Genomic DNA, 23,712 nt, shown 5'->3' on the forward strand with positions numbered 1-23,712 from the left:
CGGGCGCGACCAGCCACGACGGAGCCGCAGACGAAAGACGGCCCACGGCGGCACCCCCGGCGGAGCGCCTAGTCGTCCTTGAGCATGAACGAGATCTGCGACTTCGCGAACCCCGGTGCCGCCGCCTCGACCAGATACGTGCCCGCCCCGGCCGACCCCGCCGGAGGCGTCGCGCACTCGGGAGCGCTCGGCTTCCGGTCCCACTTCACCGTGTAGGTGATGCTGCTGCGGTTGGGCACCCGGAACACCAGGCTGCCGGAGCCCTGGGGGCAGTCGGCGGAGGACCAGTAGTTGTTGTCGCTGCCGGCCTGGGTGATCGTCAGCACCGCGTTCTTCGGCCCGAGGTCGATCTTGCAGTCGAGGCCCGAGGTGTTCGTCGCGGTCAGCAGCAGAGCGGGCGTCTGACCGGGCGAGTAGGTGTTGTGGAGGCTCCTCACCGTCAACCTCACTGCGCTCGTGGTGCAGTTGGGGATGGGGGAGCTCGCCGGAATCGTGTCGCCCCGGCCGACCCCGATGCCGGAGCCGACACCGGCCGTACCGCCGCCGGCCGCCCCGTCGGAGCCCCCGGACCCGGAGTCCGAGCCGGAACCGGACCCCGAACTGTCCCCGGAACCCGACCCGCTGGAGCCCCCGCCGCTCGACTCGTCGCGCCCGCCCGGCGCTTGGCTGATCGCGGGACCCGAACTCGACGGCCCCGCAGTGATCGTGGGTGCGGGGGTGTGGCCGTTCGCCCCGTCGTCCTTCTTGGCGCCGCCGCCACCCGACAGGACGATCCACATGATCAGCAGCGCCAACAAGGCGACCACAGACACGAGTACGACCCTCCGTCGCCAGTAGATGGAGGAGGGGAGCGGCCCGACAGGATTGCGCAGAGATCCCACGGCGCAAACTGTACGAGAGATCAGCGCCTTCGCTGGCCCCACCCGCCGCCGGTTCGTCAACTTTTCCGGATCATCATTCCGGTCCGCACGACGCACCGCGCGCGGGACGGCGGCCCAACCGACCGGGGCCATGGCAGGATCGGAAACGCCATGACTGCGCCCACGAAGCCCCCGCACAGCAGCCCCGCCGACGGCCCGGGCGACGCCCTCGCCGGTTCCCCTCTCGGCGAGGGCCTCCACGACCCCGTCATCGACTGGTTCGACGAGCACGCCCGCGACCTGCCGTGGCGGCTCCCGGAAGCCGGTCCCTGGGGTGTGATGGTCAGCGAGTTCATGCTGCAGCAGACACCTGTGAGCCGCGTGCTGCCCGTCTACGAACACTGGCTGGCCCGCTGGCCGCGCCCCGCCGACCTCGCCCGGGAGGCGCCCGGCGAGGCGGTCCGCGCCTGGGGCCGGCTCGGCTACCCGCGCCGGGCTCTGCGGCTGCACGGCGCCGCCGTGGCCATAACGGAGCGGCACGGCGGGGACGTACCCACCGACCACGCCCAGCTGCTCGCGCTGCCCGGCATCGGCGAGTACACGGCCGCGGCCGTGGCCTCCTTCGCCTACGGGCAGCGGCACGCGGTGCTCGACACCAATGTGCGCCGGGTCTTCGCGCGCGCCGTCACCGGTGTCCAGTACCCTCCGAACGCCACCACCGCCGCCGAACGCAAGCTCGCCCGCGCCCTGTTGCCCGAGGACGAGCAGACCGCCGCGCGGTGGGCGGCCGCCTCCATGGAGCTCGGCGCGCTCGTCTGCACCGCCAAGAACGAGACCTGCCACCGCTGCCCGATCGCCGCGCAGTGCGCCTGGCGGCTCGCGGGCAAGCCCGAGCACGACGGGCCGCCGCGGCGCGGACAGACGTACGCGGGGACGGACCGGCAGGTGCGCGGCAAGCTGCTGGCCGTACTGCGTGAGGCCCACGCGCCGGTGCCGCAGTCGGTCCTCGACCGGGTATGGCACGAGCCGGTGCAGCGCGCGCGGGCGCTCGACGGGCTCGTGGCGGACGGTCTCGTGGAGCCGCTGTCCGGTGGTTTGTATCGGCTGCCGTTGACGTAACCCCTCGTAACGTCACGGCGCATCACACCTCTCCGGCCTGCCAAATCACCCCATAAGCGAGCGATTCAGTACACCTGTTTACCCCGTTCCCATGCCCGTTACACAACCGACGGACAGCCGATTGCTAGCCGAGCGCTGCTTCGGACAACGCCGTGACAACACCTCCGTAGCTTCATTTGCGTGCCCGGCAGAAGCGGGCTGTCACGGAACAGACCGACGGTGATCAAGCCGGCCGGTAACGGGGATCGGGAGGCGGTTCAACATGGCGCAGGGCGAGGTGCTCGAGTTCGAGGAGTACGTCCGCACCCGGCAGGACGCGCTGCTGCGCAGCGCCCGCCGGCTGGTCCCGGACCCGGTGGACGCGCAGGACCTGCTCCAGACGGCGCTGGTGCGGACCTACGGCCGCTGGGAGGGCATCGCGGACAAGCGACTCGCGGACGCCTACCTGCGGCGCGTGATGATCAACACGCGGACCGAGTGGTGGCGGGCCCGGAAGCTGGAGGAGGTCCCGACCGAGCAGCTGCCGGACGCCTCGGTCGACGACTCCACCGATCAGCACGCGGACCGCGCCCTGCTGATGGACATCATGAAGGTGCTGGCTCCCAAGCAGCGCAGCGTCGTGGTCCTGCGACACTGGGAGCAGATGTCGACGGAGGAGACGGCCGCAGCCCTGGGCATGTCGGCCGGAACGGTCAAGAGCACGCTGCACCGGGCGCTCGCCCGGCTCCGTGAGGAGCTGGAGAGCCGCGATCTGGACGCACGCGCGCTGGAGCGTGGGGAGCAGGAGCGTTGCGCGGTCTGACCGACTCGGGCCGAGGGACCTTGCAGGCGGCGTACACGGCGATGGCCGTGCTCGCCGCCCTCGCCCTTTTCGTCTCCGCCTGCGGTACCGGCGGCACCGGAGCCCGTGACGAGGGCCCGGCGCACGCCGACTCGGTGATGGGCGCGGCTGCCTCACCCACACCCAGCCCTTCGAAGACCACGCATGTGGACGCGGTCAAGCTGGTCAAGGACGACCCGATGGTCTCGGCGGAGGTCAAGCGCGACCTGAAGCCGTGCGTCGCGGACGAGTACCCGATCGACGTGTCGTACGGCGAACTGACCGGCGGATACTCCGACGACATCGTGGTGAACGTGCTGACCTGCGGGGACGCGGTCGGTGTCGGCTCGTATGTGTACCGCGAACAAGGCGGTCGGTACGAGAATGTCTTCCGGACCGAGGAACCACCGGTCTACGCGGAGATAGACCGCGGCGACCTGGTGGTGACGAAGCAGGTCTACGAGAAGAATGACCCGATGTCGAGTCCGTCCGGTGAGACCGTGACCACGTACATCTGGGCATCGGGCCACTTCGTCAGGCGGTACAACACGCGCAACGACTACAGCAACGCCGTCGGGGGCGACGCGTCGCCGTCCTCGTGAACCGTTCGGACCGCTCGGAACGATCCACCAAGCAGCAGTGCGTACGCCACGACCGACACGAGAACTGAGAGCAGCGGGATGGCAGACCAGACCCACGTCCTGTTCGTCGAGGACGACGACGTCATCCGCGAGGCCACCCAGCTCGCCCTGGAGCGGGACGGCTTCGCGGTCACCGCGATGCCCGACGGGCTGTCCGGCCTGGAGGCGTTCCGGGCGAACCGCCCCGACATCGCGCTGCTCGACGTCATGGTGCCCGGCCTCGACGGGGTCAGTCTGTGCCGCCGTATCCGCGACGAGTCGACCGTCCCGGTGATCATGCTGTCCGCGCGGGCCGACTCGATCGACGTGGTGCTGGGACTGGAGGCGGGCGCCGACGACTACGTGACCAAGCCGTTCGACGGCGCCGTACTTGTCGCGCGCATCCGTGCGGTGCTACGGCGCTTCGGTCACGCCAGCGGCGGCGACCGGGCTGACGAGGTCCCGGCCGAGGTGGCCGGCGGTGTGCTGAGCTTCGGCGATCTGGAGATCGACACCGAGGGCATGGAGGTGCGCCGGGCCGGGCAGCCGGTGGCGCTGACGCCGACCGAGATGCGGCTCCTCCTGGAGTTCTCCTCCGCGCCGGGCACGGTCCTGTCGCGCGACAAACTGCTGGAGCGGGTGTGGGACTACGGCTGGGGCGGGGACACGCGCGTGGTGGACGTCCACGTGCAGCGACTGCGCACGAAGATCGGCCAGGACCGGATCGAGACGGTCCGCGGCTTCGGCTACAAGTTGAAGGCCTGAGCGGGGACACCAGGGACATGCGGGGGATCTTCCGGAGCCCGGCCGCGGCGAGCGCCGCAGACGGTACGGGCATGCGCACGGGCCTGAGATGGAAACTCAGCGCGGCCATCGCACTGGTCGGCGCGCTGGTGGCGATCGCACTGAGCCTGGTCGTGCACAACGCGGCCCGGGTCTCGATGCTGGACAGTGCGCGCGACCTCGCGGACGAGCGCATCAAGATCGCGCAGCGCAACTACGAGATCCCCAGCCGGACCCTCTTCCCCAACATCAAGATCGACGATCCGCAGCTGCCGTCGGCGCTGCGGGAGAAGGTCGAGGAGGGTCGGCGGGCGACCTATGTGACCGACCGGCGGGGCGGCGGACCGGACATCTGGGCGGCCGTGCCGGTCAAGGACGGGCATGTGCTGTCGCTGCACACCGGGTTCACCGACCGCAGCACCCTCAAGGACCTCGACCAGGCCCTGGTGATCGGCTCCATCGCGGTGGTCCTCGGCGGCAGCGCGCTGGGCGTCCTCATCGGTGGCCAGCTCTCGCGCCGGCTGCGCAAGGCGGCGGCCGCCGCGAACCAGGTCGCCAGAGGCGAGTCGGACGTACGGGTGCGGGACGCGATCGGCGGGGTCGTGCGGGACGAGACCGACGACCTGGCACGCGCGGTGGACGCCATGGCGGACACGCTGCAGCAACGCCTGGAGGCCGAGCGCCGGGTCACGGCGGACATCGCGCACGAGCTGCGCACGCCGGTGACGGGTCTGCTGACGGCGGCCGAACTGCTCCCGCCCGGCCGCCCCACGGAGCTGGTCCTGGACCGTGCCAAGGCCATGCGCACCCTCGTCGAGGACGTGCTGGAGGTGGCCCGCCTCGACAGCGCCTCCGAGCGGGCCGAGCTGCAGGACATCCTGCTCGGCGAGTTCGTGACCCGGCGGGTGGCGGCGAAGGACCCGGCCGTCGAGGTGCGGGTGGTGCACGAGTCGATGCTCACCACCGACCCGCGCCGCCTGGAACGCGTGCTGTTCAACCTGCTCGCCAACGCCGCCCGGCATGGCAAGCCGCCGATCCAGGTCACCGTCGAGGGCCGGGTCATCCGGGTCCGCGACCACGGGCCCGGCTTCCCCTCCGACCTCCTCGCCGAGGGCCCGAGCCGCTTCCGCACGGGCAGCGCCGACCGCGCGGGCCACGGCCATGGCCTCGGCCTCACGATCGCCGCCGGCCAGGCCCGCGTGCTGGGCGCCCGCCTGACCTTCCGCAACGTACGCCCGGCGGGCGCACCGGATCACGTACCGGCGGAGGGCGCGGTGGCGGTGCTGTGGCTGCCGGAGCATGCGCCGACGAACACGGGCAGTTACCCGTTGCTGCCCTAGGAACTCGGGGGTCGGGTGGTGGCGAGCGGCAGCTCCTCCCCCGTCGACGGCCGCAGTCGACGGCCGCAGACCGTCCGTCGCGCCGGTGAAGCACGGGTGCTCCAGGTCGGCCGCCGAGACATGCCGGGCGTCCCGGAATCCGGCCTCGCGAGTCGGCGCGAGGGCCTGCGGCGGCCGGCGGAAGCCGAGGAAAGGGTGTCCCGGCCGCCCGGGCGCCCTCCATGGCACCCGGCGCTGGGCGAAGGTGTCCAGCCCGGCGCCGAGGACGACGTACTGATCCACCCCCTCCTCGGCCCGCTCCACCACCAGATCCTCGACGGGCCGGGGCGCGGGCCACGAGCGAGGCCGAAGGCTCCCCGACCACTCCATTGCGGCGCAAGGGCGCCGGCGGTGATCGCGGCGTTGCCGCCCGCGAACGCCGGGTCGAAGGCGGCCTTGCTCACCAGCCACTCCTCGAACGCCGGAAAGGCGTCCTCGAACCACGGTTCCGCGCCCGGCGTGTGGCGTCGACATCCATGTCGGGCCGCTCGCGCCAGCCGTCCCCGAGATCGGCCAAGCCACCCGCAGTCCGGCACCGGGGCATGAAGAAGGCCCCCCGGGGCGGACACCGACCGGGGGGCCTTCAGCTCATCGACGGATCACACGGCCTCGACAACCGGCGCCTGCGCGACCTCGTCCTGGCCGGGCTTGGACGCGGCCGGTCCCGCCCCGCGCAGCGCGACTTCCTTCACGAACACCGCCGCCGCCAGCGCCCCCACGGCCACGATCGACCCCAGCAGGAAGGCCGAGTGCGTGCCCGAGGACACCGCGTGCTGGTAGGCCTCGCGGGCCACCGCCGGCAGCTTCTCCAGGCTCTTGGCGTCCAGTTGCGCCGACTTCTCGGTGATCTTCGAACCCAGCGCCCCGGCCCGCTCGGTCATGACGTGCTGGACCCGGTTGTTGAACAGCGCGCCCATGATCGCGACGCCGAAGGAGGAGCCGAGCGTACGGAACAGGGTGGTCGACGAGGACGCGACACCCATGTCCTTCATCTCGACGCTGTTCTGCGCGACCAGCATGGTGATCTGCATCAGGCAGCCCATGCCCAGGCCCACGACGGCCATGAAGACACCGGACGTGAAGCGCGAGGTGCCCGTGTCCATGGTCGACAGCAGGTACAGGCCCACGATCATCAGGACGCTGCCGACGACCGGGAACACCTTGTACTTGCCGGTGTTGGTGGTCACCCGCCCGGCCACCATCGAGGTGACCAGCATCGCGCCGAGCATCGGCAGCAGCAGCAGACCGGAGTTGGTCGCGGACGCGCCCTGCACGGACTGCTGGTACAGCGGCAGGAACAGGGTCGCACCGAACATCACGAACCCGGTGATGAAGCCGATGACCGACATCAGCGTGAAGTTGCGGCTGCGGAAGATGTGCAGCGGCACCACCGGCTCCGCGGCCCTGGTCTGCCAGAACACGAACCCGATGAGCGAAGCGACACCGATGCCGATGAGCTCCATGATCCGCGCGGACGTCCAGGCGTACTGCGAGCCGCCCCAGGTGGTGACCAGCACGATCGAGGTGATGCCGACAGTCAGCAGCACCACACCGAGGTAGTCGATGCCTGCCTTGGACCGCTTCTTGGGCAGATGCAGCACCACGCTGATCAGACCGAGCGCGAACACGCCGAGCGGCAGGTTGATGTAGAACGACCAGCGCCAGCCCCAGTTGTCGGTGATGGTGCCGCCGACCAGCGGACCGCCGATCATCGCGAGCGCCATGACGCCGGCCATCATGCCCTGGTACTTGCCGCGCTCCCGCGGCGGAATCAGGTCACCGATGATCGCCATGACACCGACCATCAGACCGCCGGCGCCGAGACCCTGGATCGCCCGGAAGCCGATCAGCTCGCCCATGTTCTGGGCCATGCCGCTGAGCGCGGAACCGATCAGGAAGATCACGATCGAGGTCATGAACGTGGTCTTGCGCCCGAACATGTCACCGAGCTTGCCCCACACCGGGGTGGCCGCGGCGGTGGCCAGCGTGTACGCCGTCACCACCCACGACAGGTGCTCCAGGCCGCCGAGCTCGCCCACGATCGTCGGCATCGCGGTGCCCACGATCATGTTGTCGAGCATCGCGAGCATCATGGTGATCATGAGCGCGAGCAGCACGACCCGTACGCTCTTTGGCTGTTTGTCAGGCTTTGTCTCGACCGTCTCTGTGTCCGCCATCATTCCCACTCCCCTGGGTCCTGCGGTTCCCCCCGGCCGGCCACTTACTTGCCGCCCGGCTAGCTGTCTACACTGGAAAAAGTTAGACCCGTAACTAGCCGGGCGTCAAGTAAGTTATCTGGTCGGGCGAACAGGTAAGTCTGCAGGGAGCGTGAGGAGCGCGAGGATGAGCGGCACCATGGACGGCACCAAGCGGCAGCGCCGCGGCGACACCCGCCAGCGCATCCAGGACGTGGCGCTCGAGCTCTTCGCCGAGCAGGGCTACGAAAAGACGTCTTTGCGCGAGATCGCCGAGTGCCTCGACGTCACCAAGGCGGCGCTCTACTACCACTTCAAGACCAAGGAAGAGATCCTGGTCAGCATCTTCGACGATCTGACCCAGCCGATCCTCGACCTGATCGAGTGGGGCCGACGGCAGCCGCACACCCTGGAGACGAAGCAGGAGATCGTACGGCGCTACAGCGAGACGCTGGCGGGCGCGGCGCCGCTGTTCCGCTTCATGCAGGAGAACCAGGCGACGGTACGGGAGCTGCGCGTCGGCGAGACCTTCAAGGAGCGCATGCAGGGCCTGCGCGAGATCATCATCGACCCACATGCTGACCTTGTCGACCAGGTCCGCTGCGTCAGCGCGATCTTCACCCTGCACGCCGGCATGTTCTTCCTCCAGGAACTGGAGGCCGACCCCGAGAAGAAGCGGGCCGCGATCCTGGAGGTCGCGACGGACCTGGTGACCCAGGCTCACCACAACGCCTGAGCCACCTGCCGCCTCAGACCGTCACGCCCTTGGCGCGCAGGAAGGCGACCGGGTCGACGGCCGAGCCGTAGTTCGCGGTCGTACGGATCTCGAAGTGCAGGTGCGGGCCACTGGAGTTACCGGTGTTCCCGGACCGGGCTATGTGCTGCCCGGTGGCGACGACCTGGCCGACCCGGACGTCGATCCGCGACAGATGGGCGTACTGCGAGTAGGTCCCGTTGCCGTGCCTGATCACGATGGCGTTGCCGTACGCCGGCCCGTCACCGGCGCCGTTGCCGCCCGCCTTGACGACGGTGCCGCCGTGCGCGGCGACGACGTCCGTGCCGCTCGCCACCGCGAAGTCCTGCCCGCTGTGCTTGTGCTGCCACATGCCGCCGGCCTGGTCGAAGCTCGCGGAGAGCCGGTACTTCCTCACCGGGTGCATCCAGGAGGCGGCCTTCTTGGCGGCAGCGGCCTTGGCGGCCTTCTCGGCGGCCACCTTCTTCGCAGCGGCCGTCTGGGCGGCCTTCTTGGCGGTGGCGGCGGCCTTGGCCTGCGCGGCGGCCTGCGCCTTGACGGCGCTCGCCGCGCTGGACGCGGAAACGGCGCTCGCCGCGCTGGACGCGGAAGTGGCATCGGCGGCGGCCGCGACCCCTGCGCCCAGCACGACCGACATTCCCAGCCCGGCGGCCAGGACAGCCGCGCGGCTGCGCAGCAGGGACGTACGGGAAGAGCGGGACGTGACACGCGAAGACATAAGAACCTCTGGGGTCGGGGGCAGAGAAAACCACCCGGCGCACAAGCGGCTGCCGGATGGACCATCCCTTGGTAACCCGGAGACCCTCGAAGCCCAAAACCTGTGATCTACGACGGAAGCTAGTACTTCATCCCAAATCTTCCCTCTCTTTGACACAGCCCCAATAACGGAATAATCGTCCCGCAATAGCAGAATTGCCCCAGAGATTTCAGGGAAGAGACCCTTTTCCCCTCCCGTCGGGCCGACCACTATCCGTCCTAGTACCGGCCACATCGCCTGTGCGGCATGTCACCGGCCGGCAAGATCCACCCGCTCCACGAAAAAAGCGTCATGTGACGCACATCTCTGGCCACTTACCACCCGGTAACCCTACGGTTCCCCTCACGCCACCCTCGGCGCCGAACATGCACAAGACAACGGCATACGGACGTGAGAGGACCCCCCACCATGACGAGCCGACGCCCCTGGGCGCGCCGCGCAGCGGTCACCGCAGTCTCCGCTTCTGCCCTCGTGGCCCTCGCCACCCCCGCGAACGCGGCAACGAGCACTGCGGCGGTCGACTACGCGACCTGGCAGAAGGACTGCCAGACGGTGATGGACCAGGCCCTGCCCTACCTGAAGCAGCGCATCGCCGCGGCCAAGCCGGGCGAGAAGCAGGCGATCGTCTTCGACATCGACAACACCACGCTGGAGACGGACTTCGGCTTCAGCTACCCGCAGCCGGCCAACAAGCCGGTCCTGAACGTCGCCGAGTACGCCCAGGAGCACGGCGTCTCCCTGTTCTTCGTCACGGCCCGCCCGGGCATCATCGAAGAGCCCACGGAGTGGAACCTCGAGCACGACGGCTACGACGTCTCCGGCCTGTACGTCCGCGGCTTCTTCGACCTGTTCAAGGACGTCGCCGCCTACAAGACGGCCCAGCGCGTCGACATCGAGAACAAGGGCTACGACATCATCGCGAACATAGGCAACAGCGCCACCGACCTCTCCGGTGGCCACGCCGACCAGACGTTCAAACTCCCGGACTACAACGGGCAGTTGTCGTAACCGCAGGCAGGCATGACGAAGGGGCCGGTGCTCGAGAGCACCGGCCCCTTCTGGCGTCGCCCTGCGGCTTACGCCTCCTTGCTCAGGTTCGGCCCGGCACCGCCGGCCGCCTGCTCGATCGGCGGGACGTCGGGCAGCGCCGACTTCTCCTCACCCCGGAAGGTGAAGGTCTGGGTCTCGCCCTCGCCCTCGGTGTCCACGACCACGATGTGACCGGGACGCAGCTCACCGAAGAGGATCTTCTCGGAGAGCGTGTCCTCGATCTCGCGCTGGATGGTGCGACGCAGCGGCCGCGCACCCAGCACCGGGTCGTAACCCTTCTTGGACAGCAGCTCCTTGGAGGACTGGGAGAGCTCGATGCCCATGTCCCGGTCCTTCAGGCGCTCGTCCACCTTGCCGATCATCAGGTCGACGATCGCGAGGATGTCGGCCTGGGTCAGCTGCGGGAAGACGACCACGTCGTCCACTCGGTTGAGGAACTCGGGGCGGAAGTGCTGCTTGAGCTCGTCCGAGACCTTGTTCTTCATGCGCTCGTAGTTGGACTTGGTGTCACCCGTGGCGGCGAAGCCGAGGTTGAAGCCCTTGGAGATGTCCCGGGTGCCGAGGTTGGTCGTCATGATGATGACCGTGTTCTTGAAGTCCACGACCCGGCCCTGGGAGTCGGTCAGGCGACCGTCCTCCAGGATCTGCAGCAGCGAGTTGAAGATGTCCGGGTGGGCCTTCTCGACCTCGTCGAAGAGGACGACGGAGAACGGCTTGCGGCGGACCTTCTCGGTCAGCTGGCCGCCCTCTTCGTAGCCCACGTATCCGGGGGGCGAGCCGAACAGACGCGACACCGTGTGCTTCTCGCTGAACTCCGACATGTCGAGGGAGATCAGCGCGTCCTCGTCACCGAAGAGGAACTCGGCGAGGGCCTTGGAGAGTTCGGTCTTACCGACGCCGGACGGGCCGGCGAAGATGAACGAACCACCGGGGCGCTTCGGGTCCTTGAGGCCCGCGCGCGTACGACGGATCGCCTTCGACAGCGCCTTGACAGCGTCGACCTGGCCGATGACCCGCTTGTGGAGCTCATCCTCCATGCGCAGCAGACGCGAGGACTCCTCCTCGGTCAGCTTGAAGACCGGGATGCCGGTGGCGGTCGCGAGGACCTCGGCGATCAGCTCGCCGTCGACCTCGGCGACGACGTCCATGTCGCCGGCCTTCCACTCCTTCTCCCGCTTGGCCTTGGCGGCCAGGAGCTGCTTCTCCTTGTCGCGGAGGGAGGCGGCCTTCTCGAAGTCCTGCGAGTCGATCGCGGACTCCTTGTCGCGGCGCACGCCGGCGATCTTCTCGTCGAACTCGCGGAGGTCCGGCGGCGCCGTCATCCGGCGGATGCGCATCCGGGAGCCCGCCTCGTCGATCAGGTCGATCGCCTTGTCGGGGAGGAAGCGGTCCGAGATGTAACGGTCGGCCAGCGTCGCGGCCTGGACGAGGGCCTCGTCCGTGATGGAGACACGGTGGTGCGCCTCGTACCGGTCGCGCAGACCCTTGAGGATCTCGATCGTGTGCGGCAGGGACGGCTCGGCGACCTGGATGGGCTGGAAGCGGCGCTCCAGGGCCGCGTCCTTCTCCAGGTGCTTGCGGTACTCGTCCAGCGTGGTCGCACCGATGGTCTGCAGCTCACCGCGGGCCAGCATCGGCTTCAGGATGGAAGCCGCGTCGATGGCACCCTCGGCGGCACCCGCACCGACCAGCGTGTGCAGCTCGTCGATGAACAGGATGATGTCGCCGCGGGTGCGGATCTCCTTGAGCACCTTCTTCAGGCGCTCCTCGAAGTCACCGCGGTAGCGGGAGCCGGCGACCAGGGCGCCGAGGTCGAGGGTGTAGAGGTGCTTGTCCTTGAGGGTCTCGGGCACCTCGCCCTTGACGATGGCCTGGGCGAGACCCTCGACGACGGCGGTCTTGCCGACGCCGGGCTCACCGATCAGGACCGGGTTGTTCTTGGTGCGGCGGGACAGCACCTGCATGACCCGCTCGATCTCCTTCTCGCGCCCGATGACCGGGTCGAGCTTGGACTCACGAGCGGCCTGGGTGAGGTTCCGGCCGAACTGGTCGAGGACCAGGGACGTCGAGGGGGTGCCCTCGGCAGGCCCGCCACTGGCGCCGGCGGTCTCCTTGCCCTGGTAACCGGAGAGCAGCTGGATGACCTGCTGCCGCACCCGGTTGAGATCTGCGCCCAGCTTGACCAGGACCTGGGCGGCGACGCCCTCGCCCTCACGGATCAGGCCGAGCAGGATGTGCTCCGTGCCGATGTAGTTGTGGCCCAGCTGAAGGGCCTCGCGGAGCGACAGCTCCAGGACCTTCTTGGCACGGGGGGTGAAGGGGATGTGCCCGGACGGGGCCTGCTGGCCCTGGCCGATGATCTCCTCCACCTGCTGGCGGACCGCCTCGAGCGAAATCCCGAGGCTCTCAAGGGCCTTGGCGGCGACACCCTCACCCTCGTGGATCAGGCCCAGGAGGATGTGCTCGGTGCCGATGTAGTTGTGGTTGAGCATCCGGGCTTCTTCCTGAGCCAGGACGACAACCCGCCGCGCGCGGTCGGTGAACCTCTCGAACATCGTTAATCGCTCCTCAGAGCGGTCAGGCAGTGGGGGGAACTTCCCGCCCCTGTCCTTCCGCAGCTTAGTCCCGCAAGCGGGGACCGCTCATTCCAACTGCCGACACCGTCGATGGCCTCCTGACCCGTGACGCCGACATCTGCTCCAACCCGATGGTGCGAGACGATGTTCCCGCAGGCCAGGTGGTTACCCTCACCATCAGTACGCCGATGGCGAACGTGAGACCACCTTGCCTGCGTGTCGCCCCCTCCCACTAGGGATGTCTTACCCGCTGGGACTGACACTCCATGCCGCGCGCACCGGTTCGCTCCGCTATGGGCGAACAACCTTGCACTACCCCGCACCCCCGCGCGCCCCCTTTTCAGGCACTCTGCGCATCCACTAGAACACCCAGCGTAACCCGCAAGCCCTTCGGGCGGTTGCCCTTGGCATGGTTGGCAGCCTCTCCACGGTCCCGCTCCCTCGTCGGCCGCTCGATCCGGACGACCGGGTCAGGCGGTTCTACGAGAACGAACTGGGCTGGGCGACAGTGCCCGCGCGCGCGGCAGACCCCGGATCTCCGGTACGGCTCCGCGTGGGCGACCGCTTCGACGTCCTGGACGTCCCCGCCGAGGCGGGCCTGGCCGGTCTGCGGCATCTCGCGCCTGGCTCTCCGGTGGCCGTACAAGGGGACCGGATCCGGCTGCTGGTGGCCGCGGGCAGCGCGGACGAACTGCCGGGGCTGCTGGACTGGCTGGAGTGGGGCGCGCTGACGCTCGACCTCGGGGCGCTCGGCCCGGGCTGCGTCATGGACGCGCCGCTGCCGCCCGGGACGCCGCCGTCCGACGTACGGCCCGCGGGTCTACGGCCTGCGGGGGTACGTCCTGCTGGCCGCTCGGGCATGCAGGGGGCCGCCGTATGGCTGCGGCCCCCCGAGTGGCTGCGGCCCCCCGAGCCGGGGTGCGCGGTCGAGGCCTCGCTGCCGACGCTGTCGGCTGTGAGGGGCGGTGGGGGCGCCCCCGATCTCGTACGACTTGTGGACACGGTGGCGACGCGGTGCCACCGACTGCGGCTGCGGCGCGCGTGCGCCCAGCCCCTGGCCCTGCCGTAGACCAGCGATCAGGCGTTGGCCTTCTCGTAGGCCTCGCGGATCGACGCCGGAACACGGCCGCGGTCGTTGACCTCGTAACCGTTCTCCTTCGCCCAGGCGCGGATCTGCGCGGTGTCCTGGCTGCCACCGGTGGCGGCACGCGCCTTTCCGCGTCCGCCGGAGGCACGGCCTCCGGTACGACGACCACCCTTCACGTAAGGCTCGAGAAGCCCACGGAGCTTGTCCGCATTGGCGGTCGTGAGATCGATCTCGTAAGTCTTGCCGTCCAACGCGAACGTGACGGTCTCGTCCGCCTCGCCGCCGTCGATGTCATCGACAAGAAGGACCTGAACCTTCTGTGCCACCGGATTTCCTTTCATCCAAAACTTGAGGGCCGGGGGTCTGCGGCGTCCGCCGTTTCGCCGTCCCCTGTTATATGCAGTACTGCAGTACGTCGGAAAGCAAACCGCTTTTGCCGGAAAAACACAAACCCCTCGGAGAGACCGAGCGCGAGACCCAGTGCCGGAGCCGAGTGCTGGGCACACACCCACTCCGTCCGGAAACATACGCGTTTCGGACATAGGGAACCCGGGCATGGGCGGCGGAATGCGTCATGGTGATCGGCGATCACAGATGCAGAAGCATCCGGCTGTTGCCCAAGGTGTTCGGTTTCACCCGTTCGAGACCCAGGAACTCCGCTACGCCTTCGTCATAGGAACGCAGTAGCTCCGCGTAGACATCGGTGTCTACGGGTGTCTCACCGATCTCGACGAAGCCGTGCTTGGCGAAGAAGTCCACTTCGAAGGTCAGACAGAAAACGCGACGAACACCCAGCCAGCGCGCGGTGTGCAGCAACTTCTCCAGCACCTGGTGCCCGACACCGGCGCCCTTCAGGCCGGGCTTCACCGCGAGAGTGCGGACTTCCGCGAGGTCTTCCCACATCACGTGCAGCGCGCCGCAGCCGACCACCTCGGCGTTGTCGTCCCGTTCGGCGACCCAGAACTCCTGGATGTCCTCGTAAAGGGTGACCGTCGCTTTGTCGAGCAGGATGCGGCCGCGGACGTACGTGTCAAGGAGACGGCGCACGGCCGGGACATCGCTGGTGCGGGCCCGCCGGACAGTGATGGCTTTAGCGCTGACTTCGGGACCTTCGGGACTCTCTGCTGACATGAGCGGACGCTATCGCCCGTCACCCTCCTGTGCCGACCCGGGGTTCTCGCCGGCGGTATCGCTGCCGGTATCCGGGGCCGCTTCGGGTGTTTCCGGCCCTTGGACGATGCGCACGGCGTCACTGAGGGCCCGTCTCTGTTCATCGCTCATCATCCCGAAGAAGGCGACGAGAGCGGCTGCGGGGTTGTCGCTCTGCGACCAGGCGTCGTTCATCAGAGCGGCCGCGTAGGCGGCCCTGGTGGAGACGGCCTCATATCGATAGGCCCGGCCTTCCGCCTCGCGGCGCACCCAGCCCTTCTGATGGAGATTGTCCAAAACGGTCATCACCGTGGTGTACGCGATGGACCGTTCCTGCTGAAGGTCTTCCAGGACTTCTCGAACGGTCACCGGGCGGTTCCACTTCCACACCCGCGTCATGACCGCGTCTTCGAGTTCTCCCAATGGGCGAGGCACACCTCAGCACAATAGTGGGAGAACTCTCCATTGGCGTGCCGGACGGGCATGTTCACTGGCATACCCGAACAAAAAGGGCGTACGACTCGACGGCGCGGGCGCGCGCAGGAGTCGTACGCCGGTGGGGCGCCGTGGGGAGAGGGCTCAGCCGTCGGTCCTGGCGGGGGCCTGCCGGACCCCCTCGGCGTGCGCGAGGGCGGCGTCGACGGCCGCGTCCTCCTTGGCCTTGTTGGCCCCGCCCTGGGTCTTCACGATCACCCTGATCACGCCGATGAAGAACACGGCCATGACGACCGGGGGCACAAGCGCGGAGAGGTAGTCCATGCGTCCAGGGTAGCCACGGGCCGGCGGGGCGGGCGGGGCGGGGTTGGGGTGGTTCCGGGCGGTTCGGGCCGGGTCAGCCGGCGGCGAGGTGCCGGGGCGGGGTGGAGCCGGACGGTGGGGTGGGTTTGCGGCGGGGGAAGACCTCGCCCGGGGTCGGAATGGGACGGGCCGGTTTCGGGGCCGCCGGGGCGGGGGCCGGCTTGGGGGCCGCCGGCTTCTCCGCGGGCTTCTTCTCGGGTTTCCTCGCGGGGTCCCGGTCGATCTCCGGCCCGGCGTGCGTCCCGGCGCCCCTGAGGCCGCCCTGAACGGCCGTGAGGCGATTGCGGGCGGCCGGGACGGTCGGGGCTGCCGCGCCGGCCGGATCGCGCGCCAGGCGGGCGCGTACGTCCTGCTCCGCGAGCATCCGGCAGCGGCCCAGGAGCACGGAGGCGGCCGGGTTGCCGCGCAGCGCCCGGAGGGCGGCGAGGTCGTCGGGGTCCGGGCGGTACCCGGCACCCAGCGCCTCCTCGAGGAGTACGAGGTAGTCGGCGCTGGTGCCGGGCAGGGCGGCGCGGTAGCGCGCGAGGTCGGCCACCAGGAAGGCACGCAGCCTGGCGCCCTCGCGCATGGCTTCGTCGAGGGATTCGGCGAGCCGGAGACAGTCCTGGACGTCCCCGGCAGGAGTGGGGCCTGACTGAAGGGCGAGGGCGAGGGCGCGGCGGAGCACACGCAGCTCCTCCACGCCGAACGCCATGCCGCCGCGGGATCCGTATGGCGTGGGCATGCGGCGACGATACGCGCTAATCAGACAAATTCGACATATTTCGACATAGGGGGCGGGTGTGGCGCAGTTTGAGGCACCCGGTTGCGCCGCGGGGCCGCCCTCACATGCGGGACACGTTGCGCTCGTACACCAGCCGCAGCCCGACCAGCGTCAGCCACGGCTCGTGCTCGTCGATCACCGACGACTCGCCCAGCACCATCGGTGCCAGCCCGCCGGTGGCGATCACCGTCACCTCGTCCGGGTCCTCCGCCAGCTCCCGCGCCATCCGGCTCACGACCCCGTCGACCTGTCCGGCGAACCCGTAGATGATCCCGGACTGCATCGCCTCGACCGTGTTCTTGCCGATCACGCTCCGCGGCCGGGCCACCTCGATCTTCCGCAGCTGCGCGCCCCGGACGCCGAGCGCCTCCACGGAGATCTCGATACCGGGCGCGATGACGCCGCCGATGTACTCACCGCGCGCGGAGACCGCGTCGAACGTCGTGGCGGTACCGAAGTCCACGACGATCGCCGGGCCGCCGTACAGCTCGACGGCGGCCACCGCGTTGATGATGCGGTCGGCGCCGACCTCCTTGGGGTTGTCGGTCAGGATCGGCACGCCCGTCTTCACGCCCGGCTCCACCAGCACGGCGGGCACGTCGCCGTAGTACCGGCGCGTCACCTCACGCAGCTCGTGCAGCACGGACGGCACGGTCGCGCAGATCGCGATGCCGTCGATGCCGTCGCCCAGTTCGTCGCCAAGCAGCGGGTGCATGCCCATCAGGCCCTGCAGCAGCACCGCCAGTTCGTCCGCCGTGCGGCGCGCGTCGGTGGAGATGCGCCAGTGCTCGACGATGTCGTCCCCGTCGAAGAGGCCCAGGACGGTGTGCGTGTTCCCTACGTCGATCGTCAGCAGCATGGCCGGTACCTACTCCGCCGCTCGCAGGTCGAGGCCGATGTCGAGGATCGGCGAGGAGTGGGTCAGGGCTCCTACGGCGAGGTAGTCGACGCCGGTGTCGGCGTACGCCTTCGCGTTCTCCAGGGTGAGCCGGCCCGACGCCTCCAGGGCCGCGCGGCCGTGCACCAGGGCCACCGCCTCCTCGCACTCGCCGGGTGTGAAGTTGTCCAGCAGGATCAGGTCGGCGCCGGCGTCGACGACCTCGCGCAGCTGGTGCAGGGTGTCGACCTCGACCTCGATGGGGATCTCGGGGAAGGTCTCCCGTACGGCCTTGAAGGCCTGTGCGACACCGCCCGCGGCGACGACGTGGTTGTCCTTGACCAGGGCCGCGTCCGACAGCGACATGCGGTGGTTGACGCCGCCGCCGCAGCGGACCGCGTACTTCTCCAGGGAGCGCAGGCCCGGCGTCGTCTTGCGGGTGTCGCGCACGCGTGCCTTCGTGCCCTCGAGAACGTCCGCCCACGCGCGCGTGGCGGTCGCGATGCCCGACAGGCGGCACACCAGGTTGAGCGCACTGCGCTCGGCGGTGAGCAGGTCGCGCGTGCGCGTGGTGACCGACAGGAGCTTCTGCCCGGCCGCCACCCGGTCGCCGTCCTCGACGTGCCGCTCGACCTCGAACTCGTCCGTGCAGACCACCGAGATCACCGCTTCGGCGACCCTGAGGCCCGCCACGACGCCCGCCTCGCGCGCGGTGAAGTCGGCGGTGGCGACGGCCTCCTCGGGGATGGTCGCGACGGTCGTCACGTCCACACCGTGGTCGAGGTCCTCCTGGATGGCGACGTTTGCGATGTCCTCGACCTCCACGGGGTCGAGTCCGGCGTCGGCCAGGAGCTGGGCGAGCGCCGGGTCGAGCCCGCACTCCAGGTACTCCGCGTCGGCGTCCGCGCCGCAGGCGCAGCCGTCGCCGCAGCCTCCGGTCGAGGCGAGGGGAAGGTCGGGGGTGCTCACTTCTGTCACTGCTCCTGGGGACGGTGCTGCTGCCGGGTCGGGGGGAAGTCTGGGGTGTCCGTGGTGTGTACGGCGAGCGTCCGGTCGGGATTGAGCCGTACGACGATGTGGCGCCGCCACGCGGCGTCGTCGCGGTCGGCGCGGTCCTCGCGCCAGTGGCAGCCGCGGGTCTCCTCACGCAGCAGGGCAGCGGTGACCAGGACGCGGGCCACGCACAGGAGGTTGGTGGCCTCCCAGGTGTCGACGCCGGCCTCGGACGTCTTGCCGTTCTCGTCGAGGGCGTCGCGGGCCTCGGTGTGCAGCTGCTGGAGCTGTTCGGCGGCCTTGGCGAGGGACTCGGCGGACCGCAGGACGCCCGCACCGTCCGTCATGATCCGCTGGATCGCGAAACGGTCCTCGGGGGCGAGGAGCGGGTGCGCGGGCACCTCGGGGTGCTCGACCGGTTCGGGCACGCGCGCGTGGAGGCCGCTCTCCGCGTGGGCGGCGGCGATGTCCTCCGCGATGCGCTCGGCGTAGACGAGGCCTTCGAGGAGGGAGTTGGAGGCGAGGCGGTTGGCGCCGTGCACGCCGGTGCAGGCGACCTCTCCGCACGCGTACAGGCCGGGGACGGTCGTACGGCCCTGGGAGTCGGTGCGGACGCCGCCGGAGGCGTGGTGGGCGGCCGGGGCGATCGGGATGGGCTCGGTGATCGGGTCGATGCCGTTGGCGCGGCAGGCGGCGAGGATGGTCGGGAAGCGGTGCTGCCACATCTCGGCGCCGAAGTGCCGGGCGTCGAGGAACATGTGCTCGGCGTCCTGCTCCTGCATGCGGCGCAGGATGCCCTTGGCGACGATGTCCCTGGGCGCGAGCTCGGCCAGTTCGTGCTGCCCGACCATGAAGCGCACGCCGGCGGCGTCCACCAGGTGCGCGCCCTCGCCGCGCACGGCCTCGGAGACGAGCGGCTGCTGGCCCTCCGCCTCCGGGCCGAGGAACAGCACGGTCGGGTGGAACTGCACGAACTCCAGGTCGCTCACCTCGGCGCCCGCGCGCAGGGCGAGCGCGACGCCGTCGCCGGTGGACACGGACGGGTTGGTGGTCGCGGAGAACACCTGCCCCATGCCGCCGGTGGCGAGGACCACCGCGGGGGCGTGCACGGCGCCCACGCCGTCGTGCTGGCCTTCGCCCATGACGTGCAGGCTCACGCCCGCCGTCCGGCCGTCGGCGTCGGTCAGCAGGTCCAGCACGAGCGCGTTCTCGATGGTGCGCAGTCCACGCGCGCGTACCGCCTCCACGAGCGCCCGGGAGATCTCCGCGCCGGTCGCGTCACCGCCCGCGTGCGCGATCCGGCGACGGTGGTGTCCGCCCTCGCGCCCGAGCTGCAGGTCGCCCTCTTCGGACTCGTCGAAGTGCGCGCCGGTCGCGATGAGGCGGCGTACGGCGTCGGGGCCCTCGGTGACGAGGATGCGTACGGCCTCCTCGTCGCACAGGCCCGCGCCGGCCACCAGGGTGTCGTCCAGGTGCTGTTCGGGGGTGTCGCCCTCGCCCAGGGCGGCGGCGACGCCGCCCTGCGCCCAGCGCGTGGAGCCGTCGTCGAGGCGGGCCTTGGTGACGACGACCGTCTTCAGGCCGACGGCCTCGCAGCGCAGGGCGGCGGTCAGGCCGGCCACCCCGGAGCCGACGACGACCACGTCGGCGGAGATGGCCCACCCGGGGGCGGGCGCGTGCAGTCGTATGCCTGTGCTGGTCACGAGGCGGCTCCGAGGGTTCCGAATACGAGTGGGATGTTGTCGATCAACCGGGTCGTCCCGACCCGGGCGGCGACGGCGAGGACGGCCTCGCCGGTGAAGTCGTCCTCGATCTCGCTGAAGTCGGACGGGTCGACCAGGGCCAGGTAGTCCAGTTCGAGCGGCGGAGACAGCCGCGCGGCGTCGTCGAGGACCAGCCGGGCGGCGGCGCGGACGGCCGTCGGGGCACCCGGGAGCGCCTTCGCGACGGCGTGCGCGTCGGCGGCCGCACGGGACTCCCCTATGGCGCTGAGCGCCTCGGCACGCGCGTGCGTGGCGGGCACTTCGCGGGCACGCGCGCGCAGCGCCTCCTGGGCCGCGTGCCGGTCGCTGCCCGCGAACAGCGCCCGGGAGAGGCTGAGCGCCGTGCGCCGCTGCTCGGGCGAGAGGTAGCGGTTGCGGCTGGAGAGGGCGAGGCCGTCCTCCTCGCGCACCGTGGGGACGCCGACGATCTCGACGCCGAAGTTCAGGTCCCGCACCATGCGGCGGATCAGGGCGAGCTGCTGGGCGTCCTTCTCGCCGTACAAGGCGGTGTCGGGGCGGGTGAGGTGCAGCAGCTTGGCGACGACGGTGAGCATGCCGTCGAAGTGGCCGGGGCGCGAGGCGCCCTCCAGGCGCGCCCCCATGGGGCCCGCGGTGATGCGGACCTGGGGCTCGCCGCCCGGGTAGACCTCGTCCGCGGAGGGCGCGAACACGGCGTCCGCGCCGGACTGTTCGGCGATCTTCAGGTCGGCGTCCAGGGTGCGCGGGTAGCGGTCGAGGTCCTCGCCCGCGCCGAACTGCAAGGGGTTCACGAAGACGGTGACGACGACCTCGCCGCCCGGTCCGGCGATCTCGCGGGCGGTGCGGATCAGCGTGGCGTGGCCCTCGTGCAGGGCGCCCATGGTCATCACCACGGCGCGGCGGCCGGTACGCGTGCGTGCGTGCAGTTCGTCGGCGGTGCGCAGCAGGGTGGTGGTCATCGGGCGTCTCCCTCGGCGCCGTCGGTCCCGGTGGCGAGCACCCCGAGGAGGTCCTCGGCGAGCTCCGGCTTCAGCAGTCCGTGGGCGAGCGCGCGGTCGGCGGTGGCGCGGGCCATCGCCAGGTAGCCGGCGACGGTCTGCGGGGCGTGCTTGCGCAGCTCAGCGACGTGCGCGGCGACCGTGCCCGCGTCCCCGCGCGCGACGGGGCCGGTGAGGGCCGCGTCGCCGGAACGCAGGGCGTTGTCGAGGGCGGCGCCGAGCAGCGGGCCGAGCATCCGGTCGGGGGCCGCGACGCCGGCCTCGCGCAGCAGCTCCATGGACTGGGCGACCAGCGTCACCAGGTGGTTCGCGCCGAGTGCAAGCGCCGCGTGGTAGAGCGGGCGCATCTCCTCGGCGATCCATTCCGGTTCGCCGCCCATCTCGATGACGAGGGCCTCGGCGGCCAGCCGCAGCTCCTCGGGCGCGGTGACCCCGAAGGAGCATCCGGCGAGGCGCTGGACGTCCACAGGGGTGCCGGTGAAGGTCATCGCCGGATGCAGGGCCAGCGGCAGCGCGCCCGCGCGCAGGGCGGGGTCCAGGACCTTGGAGCCGTACCGCCCGGAGGTGTGCACGAGCAGCTGCCCCGGCCGTACGGCCCCGGTCTCGGCGAGCCCCTCCACCAGGCCGGGCAGCGCGTCGTCCGGGACGGTCAGCAGGACCAGGTCGGCGCGCTCCAGGACCTCGGCGGGCGGCATCACCGGCACGTCGGGGAGCAGCTGCGCGGCGCGCCTCCTGGAGGCGTCGGAGACTCCGGAGACGGCCACCGGGCGGTGCCCGGCGAGCTGGAGGGACGCCGCCAGCGCGGGGCCCACCCGACCGGCGCCCACGACGCCGACGGTGAGCCGCGCGGGGCGGTCCCTGGGGTCTGGCTGTTGGCTTGTACTCACGCGACGGCGGCCTTCCCGTTCCAGTCCGCTCCGGGTACCGGACGATTTCTCGTCATGTTAACGCGATCGGTTCGAGGGGCGTTCGGTTGTCCACAGGCTGTGGGTTACGCCACGCGTCGGCGCACGGGAAAGCCTGTGGAAATCCGAGTGCTCGGCCGGACCCGTGCCAGGCATGATCCGAGGCATGAGCGATGCGGCGCAGCAGGTCGAGCAGCACTCCGACCGGACATCGAACGAAGACGAGGAACAGACATCGGACGACGAGCGGCGCACGCGACGCCGTGAGCGGCGCATCGCCGCGTACCGGAGCGCGGAGCGCGTCCTCGCGCGCCCCGGTTTCCTGGGCACGCTCCGGGAGCGCCTGGCGCTGCTGGACAGCGCGCAGGGTCTGTACGACCTGGACGAGCCGGCGGACATCTACGGCAACGGTGTCGTGGAGGCCCTGGAGGAGAAGGTCGCGGGCCTGCTGGGCAAGGAGGCCGCCGCGTTCTTCCCGACGGGCACGATGACCCAGCAGGTGGCGCTGCGCTGCTGGGCGGGCCGCACCGGCAGCCCCACCGTCGCCCTGCACGCACTGGCCCACCCCGAAGTACACGAGCGCAATGCGTTCAGCCAGGTCAGCGGGCTGCGCCCGGTACGGGTGACGAGTGAGCCCCGTCTGCCGACCGCCGACGAGGTACGCGGCTTCGAGGAGCCCTTCGGGGCGCTGATGCTCGAACTGCCCCTCAGGGACGCCGGCTTCGTGCTGCCGTCCTGGGAGGAACTCACCGAACTCGTGGAGGCTGCCCGCGAAAGGGACGCGGTCGTGCACTTCGACGGGGCGCGCCTGTGGGAGTCCACCGTCCACTTCGGCCGCCCCCTTGACGAGATCGCGGACCTGGCCGACAGCGTCTACGTGTCGTTCTACAAGTCCCTCGACGGCTTCGGCGGCGCCGCGCTCGCGGGCCCGAAGACCCTGATCGACGAGGCGAAGACCTGGCGGCACCGGTACGGCGGCCAGATCTTCCAGCAGTTCCCGACCGTGCTGTCGGCCCTCGCCGGGCTGGAGCGGGAACTCCCGCGGCTGCCCGGGTATGTCGCCCACGCGCGCGTGGTGGCCGACGCGCTGCGCGAGGGGTTCGCGGCGGCCGGGGTGCCCTGGATGCGCGTCCATCCCGAGGTGCCGCACACAAACGAGTTCCAGGTCTGGCTGCCGTACGACCCGGACGTCCTCGCAGAGGCCGCCGCCCGGCACGGCGAGGAGACGGGCACCCTCCTGTTCGCGGACTCCTGGGACCCCAAGGGTCCGGGTCTGGCCGTCACGGAGGTGTACGTCCGCGCCGCGGGCCTGGAGTGGACGGCCGACGACGTCAAGGCGGCGGTCGCCGAGTTCGTGTCCCGGCTGGCCGAGGAGGCCGGCAAGGCGGAAGCGGTCGGCACGGCGGAAGCGGTCGGCACGGCGGGGGCGACCAGCAAGTAGAGCGCGGCCGCAGACGCTGCCACCGGCCCAGGGCCTGCCGTATCCG

At 70.4% G+C, this 23,712-nt stretch carries 23 protein-coding genes and 1 pseudogene; 9 read left to right on the forward strand and 15 right to left on the reverse strand.

What is annotated here, in order from left to right; genetic code table 11:
* Positions 1 to 68: 68 nt before the first annotated feature.
* A complete protein-coding gene (locus tag LJ657_RS35495; protein WP_232653030.1) occupies positions 69 to 881 on the reverse strand; it encodes a hypothetical protein in 813 nt (270 codons plus the stop codon).
* A 150-nt stretch (positions 882 to 1,031) separates the two neighbouring features.
* Between LJ657_RS35495 and LJ657_RS35500 the strand changes: the two genes are divergently transcribed.
* From LJ657_RS35500 to cseC, 5 genes are all read left to right on the forward strand, one after another.
* Positions 1,032 to 1,979, forward strand: a complete 948-nt coding sequence (locus LJ657_RS35500) for an HhH-GPD family protein (protein ID WP_232653031.1) — start codon at positions 1,032 to 1,034, stop codon at positions 1,977 to 1,979.
* 262 nt (positions 1,980 to 2,241) lie between these two features.
* Complete coding sequence (locus LJ657_RS35505; RefSeq protein ID WP_232653032.1) at positions 2,242 to 2,781, forward strand: SigE family RNA polymerase sigma factor; 540 nt, start codon at positions 2,242 to 2,244, stop codon at positions 2,779 to 2,781.
* Positions 2,769 to 3,401 (forward strand): hypothetical protein, encoded by a 633-nt coding sequence (locus LJ657_RS35510; protein WP_232653033.1) that lies wholly within the window; start codon positions 2,769 to 2,771, stop codon positions 3,399 to 3,401. Before LJ657_RS35505 ends, LJ657_RS35510 begins: the two co-directional genes overlap by 13 nt.
* A 78-nt stretch (positions 3,402 to 3,479) precedes the next feature.
* Positions 3,480 to 4,184 carry a two-component system response regulator CseB gene (gene cseB / locus LJ657_RS35515; protein ID WP_232653034.1) on the forward strand — a complete coding sequence of 235 codons (705 nt, stop codon included), beginning with the start codon at positions 3,480 to 3,482 and terminating at the stop codon, positions 4,182 to 4,184.
* On the forward strand, positions 4,073 to 5,542 hold the full coding sequence (gene cseC, locus LJ657_RS35520) for a two-component system sensor histidine kinase CseC (RefSeq protein ID WP_372488020.1): 1,470 nt from the start codon (positions 4,073 to 4,075) through the stop codon (positions 5,540 to 5,542). The genes cseB and cseC overlap by 112 nt, the downstream gene beginning before the upstream one ends.
* A gap of 270 nt (positions 5,543 to 5,812) precedes the next feature.
* Here cseC and LJ657_RS49150 read toward each other — a convergent pair.
* Together LJ657_RS49150 and LJ657_RS35530 are read right to left on the reverse strand one after the other, a co-directional pair.
* Positions 5,813 to 6,055, reverse strand: a pseudogene (locus LJ657_RS49150) (hypothetical protein); the annotation flags it as partial.
* 125 nt (positions 6,056 to 6,180) lie between these two features.
* A complete protein-coding gene (locus LJ657_RS35530) occupies positions 6,181 to 7,758 on the reverse strand; it encodes an MDR family MFS transporter (RefSeq protein ID WP_232653036.1) in 1,578 nt (525 codons plus the stop codon).
* Positions 7,759 to 7,924: 166 nt separating this feature from the next.
* Here LJ657_RS35530 and LJ657_RS35535 point away from each other — a divergent pair, with 166 nt between their 5' ends.
* On the forward strand, positions 7,925 to 8,512 hold the full coding sequence (locus tag LJ657_RS35535; protein ID WP_232653037.1) for a TetR/AcrR family transcriptional regulator: 588 nt from the start codon (positions 7,925 to 7,927) through the stop codon (positions 8,510 to 8,512).
* Positions 8,513 to 8,525: 13 nt separating this feature from the next.
* Here LJ657_RS35535 and LJ657_RS35540 read toward each other — a convergent pair whose 3' ends face one another.
* A complete protein-coding gene (locus tag LJ657_RS35540) occupies positions 8,526 to 9,248 on the reverse strand; it encodes a M23 family metallopeptidase (RefSeq protein ID WP_232653038.1) in 723 nt (240 codons plus the stop codon).
* Positions 9,249 to 9,695: 447 nt separating this feature from the next.
* On the opposite strand from LJ657_RS35540, the gene LJ657_RS35545 reads away from it, so the two are divergent.
* Positions 9,696 to 10,295: an HAD family acid phosphatase gene (locus LJ657_RS35545; RefSeq protein ID WP_232653039.1), complete on the forward strand. Its 600-nt coding sequence runs from the start codon at positions 9,696 to 9,698 to the stop codon at positions 10,293 to 10,295.
* A gap of 68 nt (positions 10,296 to 10,363) precedes the next feature.
* Here the strand turns inward: LJ657_RS35545 and LJ657_RS35550 are convergent, their stop codons facing one another.
* Positions 10,364 to 12,892, reverse strand: a complete 2,529-nt coding sequence (locus LJ657_RS35550; RefSeq protein ID WP_232653040.1) for an ATP-dependent Clp protease ATP-binding subunit — start codon at positions 12,890 to 12,892, stop codon at positions 10,364 to 10,366.
* 430 nt (positions 12,893 to 13,322) lie between these two features.
* On the opposite strand from LJ657_RS35550, the gene LJ657_RS35555 reads away from it, so the two are divergent.
* Positions 13,323 to 13,982: an SCO3374 family protein gene (locus LJ657_RS35555; RefSeq protein WP_232653041.1), complete on the forward strand. Its 660-nt coding sequence runs from the start codon at positions 13,323 to 13,325 to the stop codon at positions 13,980 to 13,982.
* An 8-nt stretch (positions 13,983 to 13,990) separates the two neighbouring features.
* On the opposite strand, the gene LJ657_RS35560 is transcribed toward LJ657_RS35555, so the two are convergent.
* The 10 genes from LJ657_RS35560 to LJ657_RS35605 all read right to left on the reverse strand — a co-directional run bounded on the left by LJ657_RS35560 (position 13,991) and on the right by LJ657_RS35605 (position 22,207).
* The gene (locus tag LJ657_RS35560) at positions 13,991 to 14,326 is read right to left on the reverse strand and encodes a histone-like nucleoid-structuring protein Lsr2 (protein ID WP_232653042.1); all 336 of its coding nucleotides are present in this window, start codon (positions 14,324 to 14,326) and stop codon (positions 13,991 to 13,993) included.
* 262 nt (positions 14,327 to 14,588) lie between these two features.
* On the reverse strand, positions 14,589 to 15,131 hold the full coding sequence (locus LJ657_RS35565; protein WP_232653043.1) for an amino-acid N-acetyltransferase: 543 nt from the start codon (positions 15,129 to 15,131) through the stop codon (positions 14,589 to 14,591).
* Positions 15,132 to 15,140: 9 nt separating this feature from the next.
* Positions 15,141 to 15,572: a BlaI/MecI/CopY family transcriptional regulator gene (locus LJ657_RS35570; RefSeq protein WP_269787295.1), complete on the reverse strand. Its 432-nt coding sequence runs from the start codon at positions 15,570 to 15,572 to the stop codon at positions 15,141 to 15,143.
* Positions 15,573 to 15,728: 156 nt separating this feature from the next.
* Entirely contained in the window at positions 15,729 to 15,908 is a 180-nt protein-coding gene (locus LJ657_RS35575; RefSeq protein ID WP_232653045.1) for a hypothetical protein, read from the reverse strand.
* Between the two features lie 73 nt (positions 15,909 to 15,981).
* Positions 15,982 to 16,641 carry a hypothetical protein gene (locus tag LJ657_RS35580; protein WP_232653150.1) on the reverse strand — a complete coding sequence of 220 codons (660 nt, stop codon included), beginning with the start codon at positions 16,639 to 16,641 and terminating at the stop codon, positions 15,982 to 15,984.
* Positions 16,642 to 16,771: 130 nt separating this feature from the next.
* Positions 16,772 to 17,569, reverse strand: coding sequence for a type III pantothenate kinase (locus LJ657_RS35585; protein WP_232653046.1), 798 nt, complete (start codon positions 17,567 to 17,569; stop codon positions 16,772 to 16,774).
* Positions 17,570 to 17,578: 9 nt separating this feature from the next.
* Complete coding sequence (gene nadC / locus LJ657_RS35590; protein ID WP_232653047.1) at positions 17,579 to 18,556, reverse strand: carboxylating nicotinate-nucleotide diphosphorylase; 978 nt, start codon at positions 18,554 to 18,556, stop codon at positions 17,579 to 17,581.
* Between the two features lie 5 nt (positions 18,557 to 18,561).
* The gene (locus LJ657_RS35595) at positions 18,562 to 20,283 is read right to left on the reverse strand and encodes an L-aspartate oxidase (RefSeq protein ID WP_232653048.1); all 1,722 of its coding nucleotides are present in this window, start codon (positions 20,281 to 20,283) and stop codon (positions 18,562 to 18,564) included.
* Positions 20,280 to 21,281 (reverse strand): pantoate--beta-alanine ligase, encoded by a 1,002-nt coding sequence (gene panC, locus LJ657_RS35600; RefSeq protein WP_232653049.1) that lies wholly within the window; start codon positions 21,279 to 21,281, stop codon positions 20,280 to 20,282. Before panC ends, LJ657_RS35595 begins: the two co-directional genes overlap by 4 nt.
* A complete protein-coding gene (locus LJ657_RS35605; protein WP_232653050.1) occupies positions 21,278 to 22,207 on the reverse strand; it encodes a Rossmann-like and DUF2520 domain-containing protein in 930 nt (309 codons plus the stop codon). The genes panC and LJ657_RS35605 overlap by 4 nt, the downstream gene beginning before the upstream one ends.
* A 184-nt stretch (positions 22,208 to 22,391) precedes the next feature.
* Here LJ657_RS35605 and LJ657_RS35610 point away from each other — a divergent pair, with 184 nt between their 5' ends.
* On the forward strand, positions 22,392 to 23,666 hold the full coding sequence (locus LJ657_RS35610; RefSeq protein ID WP_232653051.1) for a threonine aldolase family protein: 1,275 nt from the start codon (positions 22,392 to 22,394) through the stop codon (positions 23,664 to 23,666).
* The last annotated feature ends 46 nt before the right edge of the window (positions 23,667 to 23,712 follow it).

Origin of the sequence: Streptomyces guryensis (genome assembly GCF_021261325.1) — a bacterium.
GTDB lineage: Bacteria > Actinomycetota > Actinomycetes > Streptomycetales > Streptomycetaceae > Streptomyces > Streptomyces guryensis.

What these genes read in the sequence shown, in the direction of transcription:
- LJ657_RS35500 (WP_232653031.1), top strand. Translation starts at nt 1,032, where the DNA reads ATGACTGCGCCCACGAAGCCCCCGCACAGCAGCCCCGCCGACGGCCCG.
- LJ657_RS35505 (WP_232653032.1), top strand. Translation starts at nt 2,242, where the DNA reads ATGGCGCAGGGCGAGGTGCTCGAGTTCGAGGAGTACGTCCGCACCCGG.
- cseB (WP_232653034.1), top strand. Translation starts at nt 3,480, where the DNA reads ATGGCAGACCAGACCCACGTCCTGTTCGTCGAGGACGACGACGTCATC.
- LJ657_RS35530 (WP_232653036.1), bottom strand. Translation starts at nt 7,758, where the DNA reads ATGGCGGACACAGAGACGGTCGAGACAAAGCCTGACAAACAGCCAAAG.
- LJ657_RS35535 (WP_232653037.1), top strand. Translation starts at nt 7,925, where the DNA reads ATGAGCGGCACCATGGACGGCACCAAGCGGCAGCGCCGCGGCGACACC.
- LJ657_RS35540 (WP_232653038.1), bottom strand. Translation starts at nt 9,248, where the DNA reads ATGTCTTCGCGTGTCACGTCCCGCTCTTCCCGTACGTCCCTGCTGCGC.
- LJ657_RS35545 (WP_232653039.1), top strand. Translation starts at nt 9,696, where the DNA reads ATGACGAGCCGACGCCCCTGGGCGCGCCGCGCAGCGGTCACCGCAGTC.
- LJ657_RS35550 (WP_232653040.1), bottom strand. Translation starts at nt 12,892, where the DNA reads ATGTTCGAGAGGTTCACCGACCGCGCGCGGCGGGTTGTCGTCCTGGCT.
- LJ657_RS35555 (WP_232653041.1), top strand. Translation starts at nt 13,323, where the DNA reads ATGGTTGGCAGCCTCTCCACGGTCCCGCTCCCTCGTCGGCCGCTCGAT.
- LJ657_RS35565 (WP_232653043.1), bottom strand. Translation starts at nt 15,131, where the DNA reads ATGTCAGCAGAGAGTCCCGAAGGTCCCGAAGTCAGCGCTAAAGCCATC.
- LJ657_RS35575 (WP_232653045.1), bottom strand. Translation starts at nt 15,908, where the DNA reads ATGGACTACCTCTCCGCGCTTGTGCCCCCGGTCGTCATGGCCGTGTTC.
- LJ657_RS35580 (WP_232653150.1), bottom strand. Translation starts at nt 16,641, where the DNA reads ATGGCGTTCGGCGTGGAGGAGCTGCGTGTGCTCCGCCGCGCCCTCGCC.
- LJ657_RS35585 (WP_232653046.1), bottom strand. Translation starts at nt 17,569, where the DNA reads ATGCTGCTGACGATCGACGTAGGGAACACGCACACCGTCCTGGGCCTC.
- panC (WP_232653049.1), bottom strand. Translation starts at nt 21,281, where the DNA reads ATGACCACCACCCTGCTGCGCACCGCCGACGAACTGCACGCACGCACG.
- LJ657_RS35610 (WP_232653051.1), top strand. Translation starts at nt 22,392, where the DNA reads ATGAGCGATGCGGCGCAGCAGGTCGAGCAGCACTCCGACCGGACATCG.